The sequence below is a fragment of the Frankia tisae genome (assembly GCF_025403405.1).
Classification (GTDB): domain Bacteria; phylum Actinomycetota; class Actinomycetes; order Frankiales; family Frankiaceae; genus Frankia; species Frankia tisai.
The window spans coordinates 1-7481 of record NZ_JANEZT010000332.1; the positions used below are offsets into that span (position 1 = coordinate 1).

8 protein-coding genes and 1 pseudogene are annotated in these 7481 nt (G+C 71.0%); 6 read left to right on the forward strand and 3 right to left on the reverse strand.

All coding sequences use genetic code 11. The features are described from left to right. Positions 1-359, reverse strand: a pseudogene (locus NBZ85_RS24450) (hypothetical protein); the annotation flags it as partial. A gap of 13 nt (positions 360-372) precedes the next feature. Between NBZ85_RS24450 and NBZ85_RS24455 the strand changes: the two are divergent. The 5 genes from NBZ85_RS24455 (at position 373) to NBZ85_RS24475 (ending at position 3119) form a co-directional block, all read left to right on the forward strand. Beyond that, positions 373-510 (forward strand): hypothetical protein, encoded by a 138-nt coding sequence (locus NBZ85_RS24455; protein WP_308205210.1) that lies wholly within the window; start codon positions 373-375, stop codon positions 508-510. A 281-nt stretch (positions 511-791) separates the two neighbouring features. After that, positions 792-1046, forward strand: coding sequence for a hypothetical protein (locus tag NBZ85_RS24460; RefSeq protein WP_261554893.1), 255 nt, complete (start codon positions 792-794; stop codon positions 1044-1046). Further along, positions 1043-1333 carry a hypothetical protein gene (locus tag NBZ85_RS24465; protein ID WP_261562673.1) on the forward strand — a complete coding sequence of 97 codons (291 nt, stop codon included), beginning with the start codon at positions 1043-1045 and terminating at the stop codon, positions 1331-1333. The genes NBZ85_RS24460 and NBZ85_RS24465 overlap by 4 nt, the downstream gene beginning before the upstream one ends. Next, on the forward strand, positions 1333-2295 hold the full coding sequence (locus NBZ85_RS24470) for an ABC transporter ATP-binding protein (protein ID WP_261562674.1): 963 nt from the start codon (positions 1333-1335) through the stop codon (positions 2293-2295). The genes NBZ85_RS24465 and NBZ85_RS24470 overlap by 1 nt, the downstream gene beginning before the upstream one ends. After that, positions 2292-3119 (forward strand): ABC transporter permease, encoded by an 828-nt coding sequence (locus NBZ85_RS24475; protein WP_261554896.1) that lies wholly within the window; start codon positions 2292-2294, stop codon positions 3117-3119. The genes NBZ85_RS24470 and NBZ85_RS24475 overlap by 4 nt, the downstream gene beginning before the upstream one ends. A gap of 271 nt (positions 3120-3390) precedes the next feature. On the opposite strand, the gene NBZ85_RS24480 is transcribed toward NBZ85_RS24475, so the two are convergent. Both NBZ85_RS24480 and NBZ85_RS24485 read right to left on the reverse strand, forming a co-directional pair. Then, positions 3391-5124, reverse strand: a complete 1734-nt coding sequence (locus NBZ85_RS24480) for a rhodanese-like domain-containing protein (RefSeq protein WP_261554897.1) — start codon at positions 5122-5124, stop codon at positions 3391-3393. Beyond that, on the reverse strand, positions 5117-6457 hold the full coding sequence (locus NBZ85_RS24485; protein ID WP_261554898.1) for an SfnB family sulfur acquisition oxidoreductase: 1341 nt from the start codon (positions 6455-6457) through the stop codon (positions 5117-5119). The genes NBZ85_RS24480 and NBZ85_RS24485 overlap by 8 nt, the downstream gene beginning before the upstream one ends. 200 nt (positions 6458-6657) lie before the next feature. Here NBZ85_RS24485 and NBZ85_RS24490 point away from each other — a divergent pair, with 200 nt between their 5' ends. Then, positions 6658-7452 carry an IclR family transcriptional regulator gene (locus NBZ85_RS24490; RefSeq protein ID WP_261554899.1) on the forward strand — a complete coding sequence of 265 codons (795 nt, stop codon included), beginning with the start codon at positions 6658-6660 and terminating at the stop codon, positions 7450-7452. The last annotated feature ends 29 nt before the right edge of the window (positions 7453-7481 follow it).

Genomic DNA, 7481 nt, shown 5'->3' on the forward strand with positions numbered 1-7481 from the left:
GATCGGGGGTGGCGGGGCGGTGGGTCCTGCTCATCCGGCGGCCACCACTCCTCACCGGTGACCTTGGACTTGGCGACTTCGTCCAGGAGCGACTTCGCACCGTTGGTCATGATCAGAGGGGTGAAGCCGACGGTCTTGACCAGGGTGCTGAGCTTGCCCACGTTCGTGGTCAGTGCGGTGGCCAGCGGCTGGGTTCCGTCGACGGTGTTCTTGAGGTGACCGCGGTCCGCAGGTTCTCGTCGCGTGTCTGCGCCGGCGCGGCCTGGCCGGTGACCGTCAACGCCGTGCGGATGCCGTTGCCGACCATCCCGCTTCGCCAGCGTCCACCCGTTCTTCCGAAAGGCCATCGTCGTACCCACCCGACTCCTGTTGATGATCTACTCCCGCGACGGCGGCGAGGCCTGCGTCTACGAACTCGCCGAACCCCTCGGCCTCGCCGCACTCGGGACCCTTGTCAGCCTCCGGCCGGCCGCTGGCGACGCGCGGCCCGAGGACCGCGTGCACTGCTGAACCAATACATCCTCATCACATCAGGTGTCCCTACCGTGGAGCCGTGCAATGGAGAGTCGACGAGATCGCCGGATCGCGGTGGAGATTTCTTGGCATATTGATGATCATCGGTCTGGCTGTGGCGCTGCTGTCCGGGGCGGCCGATCACTGTCAATTCCTCAAAAATCTCACGTTGTGGACATCGTGATGCTTTCCGGCACCCGGCCGAGGGTGGCAGGTGGGGGGGAACCGCAATGCGGTTCGTGCCGCGGCCGGTGCGGTCGGAGCCGGCGGCGTGTTGCGTGCGGGAACCTGGGCGGCTGGAGAAGGTGACGGACCCACGGCCGGCCCAGGGCCGGGTCTATCCGCTGACCGGTGGTTTCCGGGTCCCGGGCGAGGCGACGGCCCGCCGGCTGCTGGGCCGCGAAACGCGCAGACGGTTCGAGGGTGCACCTGCTCGGCGCGGCGACCCACGGGGCCTGCTCGCCGGCCTGCTCGCCGGCCAGGTCGAGCCCGCCCCCGGCTGGCCGGGCTCGACCTTCACGGCGCAGTCGTGACCTCCTTCGGCGCGATGCGCACCGTGCGGGCCAGCCTCGACTGGCGGGTCTCGGTGGAGACGGCCCACTACCTGGCTGTGGCGAAGGCCGACCAGCCGTATCCGTACGCCCGGCTCAAGGCCCTGCCCTGGGCCGACGTCTCGGCCCGTCCGGCCTCGATCTCCACGGGACGCCCGCAACCGCCCGACCCCAACCAAAGATCAAAAAGGCACCTGACCAGTGACGAGTTTCCTAGGTTTGAGGCAGCCAGACATCCCGTGCTGGCACGGATACTCCGGAGACGTTGATGATCGAAGTGCGCGGTTTGACGAAACGTTACGGCGACAGGGTCGCCGTACGCGACCTGACCTTCACGGTGCGACCGGGAAGCGTGACCGGATTCCTCGGGCCGAACGGCGCTGGCAAGTCGACGACGATGCGGATGATCGCGGGCTTGGACGCGCCGACCGCCGGGACGGTTTCGATCAACGGTGCTCACTACCGCGGTGCGCGCGCGCCCATGGCCGAGCTGGGAATCCTGCTGGAAGCCAAGGCCGTGCACACCAGCCGCTCGGCGTTCAACCACCTGCTCGCGTTGGCACAGACCAACGGCGTCCCTCGTCGCCGGGTCGATGAGGTGATTGACCTGGTCGGACTGCGTGAGGTCGCGAAGAAGCGGGTGGGCGGTTTCTCCCTGGGTATGGGTCAGCGCCTCGGCGTCGCCTCGGCGCTGCTGGGCGATCCGCAAACCGTTGTTCTGGACGAGCCGGTGAACGGTCTCGATCCCGAGGGCATTCTGTGGGTCCGCAATCTACTCAAGGGGCTGGCGGCCGAGGGCAGGACCGTGTTCGTGTCCTCGCACCTGATGAGCGAGATGGCGCTCACGGCCGACCATCTGATCGTCGTCGGGCGTGGACGGCTGATGGCCGATACCACGGTGGCGGATTTCGTCGCCCAGGCGTCCGGCACGGTTGTACTGGTGCGCTCACCGCACGCGACCGAGCTACGCGACCTGCTGGTCGGTCCGGACGTGACGGTAACCAGTGCCGCCGCCGGCCAGCTCGAGGTACACGGGCTGAGCGCCGAGCAGATCGGCGACGTGGCCTGGGAACACCGGCTGCGAATACATGAACTGGCCACCCAGCGCGCCTCGCTGGAAGAGGCGTTCATGGAGATGACCCGGGACGCGGTCGAGTACCACGCCCACACCGCGACCGAGACCGAGGCCGAGACGCTTCGGCGGCCCGTCACATCAGGAGATCCCCGATGACTACGACCATGACCGGGCCCAGCACGGTGGTGCCCCGGTTCCCCGGCATGCGCGTCACCCAGGGGCGGGTGATCCAGTCGGAGTGGACCAAGTTCCGCTCGCTGCGCTCAACCAGGATCACCTTGCTGGTGTCCGTCATCCTGACCATCGGAATCGCCGCCCTGTTCACCGCCGTCACCGCGAACCGGTGGTCGCACCTGAGTGCCGACGACCGGGCGAGCTTCAACCCGGTGGTCGCCAGTCTGAACGGTGTACGGATCTCCCAGCTCGCGGTCGGGGTACTGGGAGTGCTGCTGATAAGCGGTGAGTACGCGACCGGCATGATCCGCGCGTCCATGACCGTGGTGCCCAGGCGGTTGCCGGTGCTCTGGGGCAAGTTCGCCGTTTTCATCGGGGTCGTCGGCGTCGCGTCGCTGGTCTCGACGTTCGTGGCGTTCTTCCTCGGGCAGTCGTTGCTGTCCAGTAAGCATCTGAACGTCGCGATCTCCAGTCCGGGCGCATTGCGGATGGTGATCGGGGCCGGCGTCTACCTGCTGTTGGTCGGGATCACCGGGATGGCGCTGGGCGGCCTGCTCCGCAACACCGCGGCCGGTATCTCCACGCTGGTCGGGCTGTACTTCGTCATCCCGCCGATCACGGAACTCCTGCCGTCGAGCTGGTCGAATGACATCAGCCCGTACCTGCCGTCAAACGCGGGCGAGGCGTTCTGGGGACGTCCGGACATCCACCACCTCTCGCCGTGGGCGGGGCTCGCCGTACTGTGCGCATGGACAGCCGTGGCCGTGGTGCTGGCGGCGGTGCGGCTGGTTCGCGCCGACGCCTGAGCGAGATGCCGGTGCTGCTTACCGCCGCGCGTACTCATTTCTGCCACTGGTCGGGTGTCTTGATCTTGTGGTGTTGTTGCAGGTCAGGCCGTTGGGGTGCTCGCGGTGGGTGACGGTTCGTCCGCGCCGCGGACGCGGTGCGCGAGCTGTTCGGTACCGGGCTGTCCCCGGCTACGGTCGCGCCGCCGCCCGGCGGCGGATCGATGCGGCCCTGGCCGCTGAGGCGAGAGGTTCCCCCAGCCACGGCCGGCCACCTACGCCCTGCTCGCTCTCAGCGAGGACGAACGGTGCGGGTGAGTGGGGCCGGACGCCGGTCCACATCAGCGGTGGCGTCCGCGGGAATGTGGCGGAAGCTGACCGTGTCGTCGTCGGAGATCTGCCGGACCAGGTCGGTCTCCCAGGCGAGGTAGTGGCGGTACCAGGCCAGTTGGCCGGCCTTCGAGCCACCCGCATGGGCGGGAATGTCCGTCGCCGGGGTGGCCAGCCGGGTCGGGACGTCCTCCAGCGGGAGGCCGGCGTCCCGCCAGGCCGCCGTGCCGCCGTCGAGCACCAGGATCTCCCGTTCGGTCAACTCACGGGCCTCGGCTGCGGCGAATCCGGCCAGGACGCCGTTCTCCGAGGTGAGGACGACGGTTGCGGTCCCGGCGTCGAGCGCGGCGTCGAGCGTGGCGAAGGCCTCGGCGAGGCGGGAACGCACCGCGAACCAGGCGCCGGGGATGTGGCCCGCGGCGTAGAGGGGGCTGAATTCGAGGTCGAGCACGGTGACCCCGGCGGCGGATCCCTCGCCCGCGAGATGACGGGCGAGGGTCGCCGGGTCGATCAGTGCACCCGGTTCCGGCGCCGCGACGACGGGCGAGCCGGGTGGCAGGGCGGACGGCGGGCCGAAGACGGCAAACGCGGCGGCGGGCCCGGATTCGACCACGACCTCCGGGCCGTCGAACGTCTCGCCGAGGAGGTAGATCTCCGACCAGTCGACCTGCTCCAGCCAGGACGCGGCGACGATGGCCCGGATCAGATCCGGCCCATCGACCAGGACGACCCGGGCCCGCCGCGTCGCGGTGAACCGGAACAGCCACGGCACCAGGTCCGGCGCGGGCACCGAGCGGCTTTCCGGCAGATGCCCCCGCGCGTAGTCGGCGGCGGCGCGCACGTCGAAGACGAACAGCGTCCGCTCGTCGGCCTCGGCGCGGAAACGGTCCAGCGTCGCCCGGTCGATCCGCCGCACCCCGAACCGGGCACCGATGCGCTGCGCCGCGTCCGCCGCCCACGCGAGGGCGGCGGGGCCCGGGTCGGGGGCGACGCGCTCGGCGCCGTGTTCGAGTTCCAGCCCGGCCACCAGCCAGCCCATGGTCCCGTTCGACAGGGCGGCGACCGGATTGGGCAGGCCCGCGTTGATGAGGGACTGGGCCCCGAGGATGCTGCGGGTGCGGCCCATGCAGTTGACGACAACCAGCGTCTGCGGGTCGGGAACGACCTCGGCGGCCCGGTAGACAAGTTCGGCGCCCGGGCAGTTGATCGAGGTCGGGATGTTCTGCGCGTGGTATTCGGTGAACGGCCGGCTGTCGAGGACCACGATGTCAGCCCCGGCGCTGATCCGGTCGGCGACCTCCTCGGCCGTCAGGGACGGCGTCCCGTAGGCATGCTCGACCCATTCGCCGAACGCCTGCCCTGCGACCTGGGTGCCCTGGTAGGTGTTGTGGCCGGCGGCCGACCAGGCGGCCACGCCGCCGGCGAGCACGGCCACGTCGTGGTAGCCGAGCGCGGCGAGCCGCGCGGCGGCCCGGCGGGCCAGGTCAGCCCCGTCGGCGTCGAGAACGACGATCCGGGTTCCCCGCCGCGGGACGAAGCTCGCGATCCGCAGCTCCAGCCAGCTCAGTGGCAGGACGACGGCGAGCAGGAGGGTGCCGTCGCGGTCGGCGTCGCCATGGTCACGGACGTCGAGCACGGCGATCTCACCGCCGTCGGTGAGCGCGTGGTGCAGGTCGGGGACGGATATTTCAGGCAAGGCCATCGGATGCTCCGGGGATCGGTCCGGTGTGGTCGTCGATGAGGCTGAGCCGGCGCGGCGCCGGGGTGTCCAGTTCGTGCCGGCCGATGGCCTGCACCTTCCAGCGCACCGGGTCGTGCAGGGTGTGGGTGCGCGCGTTGCGCCAGTGCCGGTGCAGATTGATCTCGTCCAGAGTGCCGCGGGCGCCCGAGAGCTCGAACACGGCGCTGCCGACGCTGATCGACGCCCGCTCGGCGGCGACCTTGGCGAGCGCGACCGCGTGGGACGCGCGCGCCACCGCGGCGGCGGTCGGCGGGGGGTCGACGCTGTCGAGGGTGCGGCCGGCCTGGGCGAGCAGCGCCTCGGCGGTGCGCACCTCCAGCGCGATTTCGCCGAGGCGCTGGACGAGCAGCGGATCGTCGGCGGCGCTCCCGCCGAGCCCCGCCTCCGGCCGCGGGCGGGTCCTGGTCCGGACGAACTCGACGGCGTCGTTGAGGGCGCCACGAGCGATCCCCACGTCGATCGCCCCGTGGATGAGCTGGGCGAACGGTTCGAGGATGGTCGGGACGGCGCCGAGGCGGTGCAGCGGCAGCAGCCACGCGCCGTCGACCTCGACCGCCTCGGCAATCACCGTCCCGCTGGCCGTGGTGCGCTGGCCCATACCCGCCCAGTCGTCGAGCACCCGTAGGCCCTGGGTTTCCCGGCGCAGCAGCGCGGCGAAGATCTTCGGCGGGTCCGCCGGGCCGTCGGCGGCCGTCGCCGCGGGCGCCGAGTCGACCAGGGCCAGGACGGCGATCCAGTGCGCGAACAGGGTTCCGGTGGCGTAGTGCTTGGTGGCGTCGAGGACGAACCGGCCGGTACCCTCCGGATCATCGGTGCCCTTGGGGCGCAGCCGGGCCCGGATGTCACGGACGTGCGCCGAGGCCGCCTCCGCCTGGGCGTTCGCGACGCGCCGCCCGGCGAGTACGTCCGCGAAGATCTGCCGCTGCAGCCCGGCGTCGCCCAGCAGCCGGATCATCTGCAGGTAGACCAGATGCCCCTGCGGAACCTGGGCGATGTTCGGGTCAGCCGCAGCCAGCGTCCAGACGACCTCGGCGAGCGTCGCCGTGGACACGTCCGCGCCGCCGTGGGAACGCGGGACGGTGATGGCCATCAGCCCACTGGCGGAAAGCTCCTCGACCTCGGTGAACGGCAGCAGCCGGGCGGCGTCCCGGCGGGCCGCCCCGGGCCGGAAGCGGTCGGCCAGCCCCTGCGCGACGGCGATGGCCTGGGCGTCGGACGTGATGATCGCAGCGGTCGGCGTTGCCTCGGCAAGAGCCGGGCCAGGCCCCGCTTCCAGATTTTCGATCATAGTATTGGCACTCCGGGGACACGCCGACATACCGGCAGTGATGGAATGAAATTCCGCGGAACGGAAGAGGGAGGGCGGCGGGCGTCACGGTAAGCCCTCGCCGCGACGTCGGTCAAACCTCCGCGTCCACGGATCATGCCGCCGTACCCGGCGGAAGACCCCGGCGCGCCCCGGGCGCCACGAACGGATGGAGTGAGACCGTGACGTTGAGCGAGGCGCAGAACCGCACCGGCGAGGTTGTCCAGTCGGTGTCCCGGGCGGTCCGGCTGCTGCGATGTTTCGCCGAGAGCGAGGTCGAGTCGATGACCCTCACCGAGCTCGCCCACCGCACCGGCCTGCACCTGACCACCGCCCACCGCCTGCTGCGGACGCTGTGCGCCGAGAGCGTCCTGGCCTATTCGCAGGCCAGCGAGCGTTACTCCCTCGGGCCGATGACGCTGCGCCTGGGCCGGTCGGCCGCGGAGTTCTCCGGGCTGGACCACGTCGCCCCGCTGCTGCGTCGGCTGGTCGACGACACGGGCGAGACCGCCGGGTTCAGCACCCGCGAGGGCGCCATGGTCCGCACCATGGTCACCGTGGAGTCCGAGCAGCCACTTCGCTTCGACGGCAGGTCACAGACCCGCACCCCGATGCACATCAGCGCGGCGGGCAAGGCGTTGCTGGCCTTCGGCCCGCAACCGCTGGCCGAGGCGGTCGCCGCCCTCGGCCGGCTCCCCGCCTCCACCGACCGCACCCTGACGACCTTCCGGGCCCTCGAAGCGGACCTCGCCGTCTCCCGCGCCCGCGGCTACACCGTCTGCGACGAGGAGCAGTTCGTCGGGGTGCGGGCCTACGGCGCCCCGCTGCTGGACGAACACGGCATCGCCCGGGCGGCGATCGCCGTGATCGGCCCGACTGCCCGGCTGACCGACGCCCGCGTTCCGGACGTGGTGGCGAGCGTGCAGGCCGCGGCGGCGGCGCTGACCCGGGTGTTGCACCTGGAACGCCTGGGCTGACCGCCGCCGCGAGCGGCCCGGCCCCACCC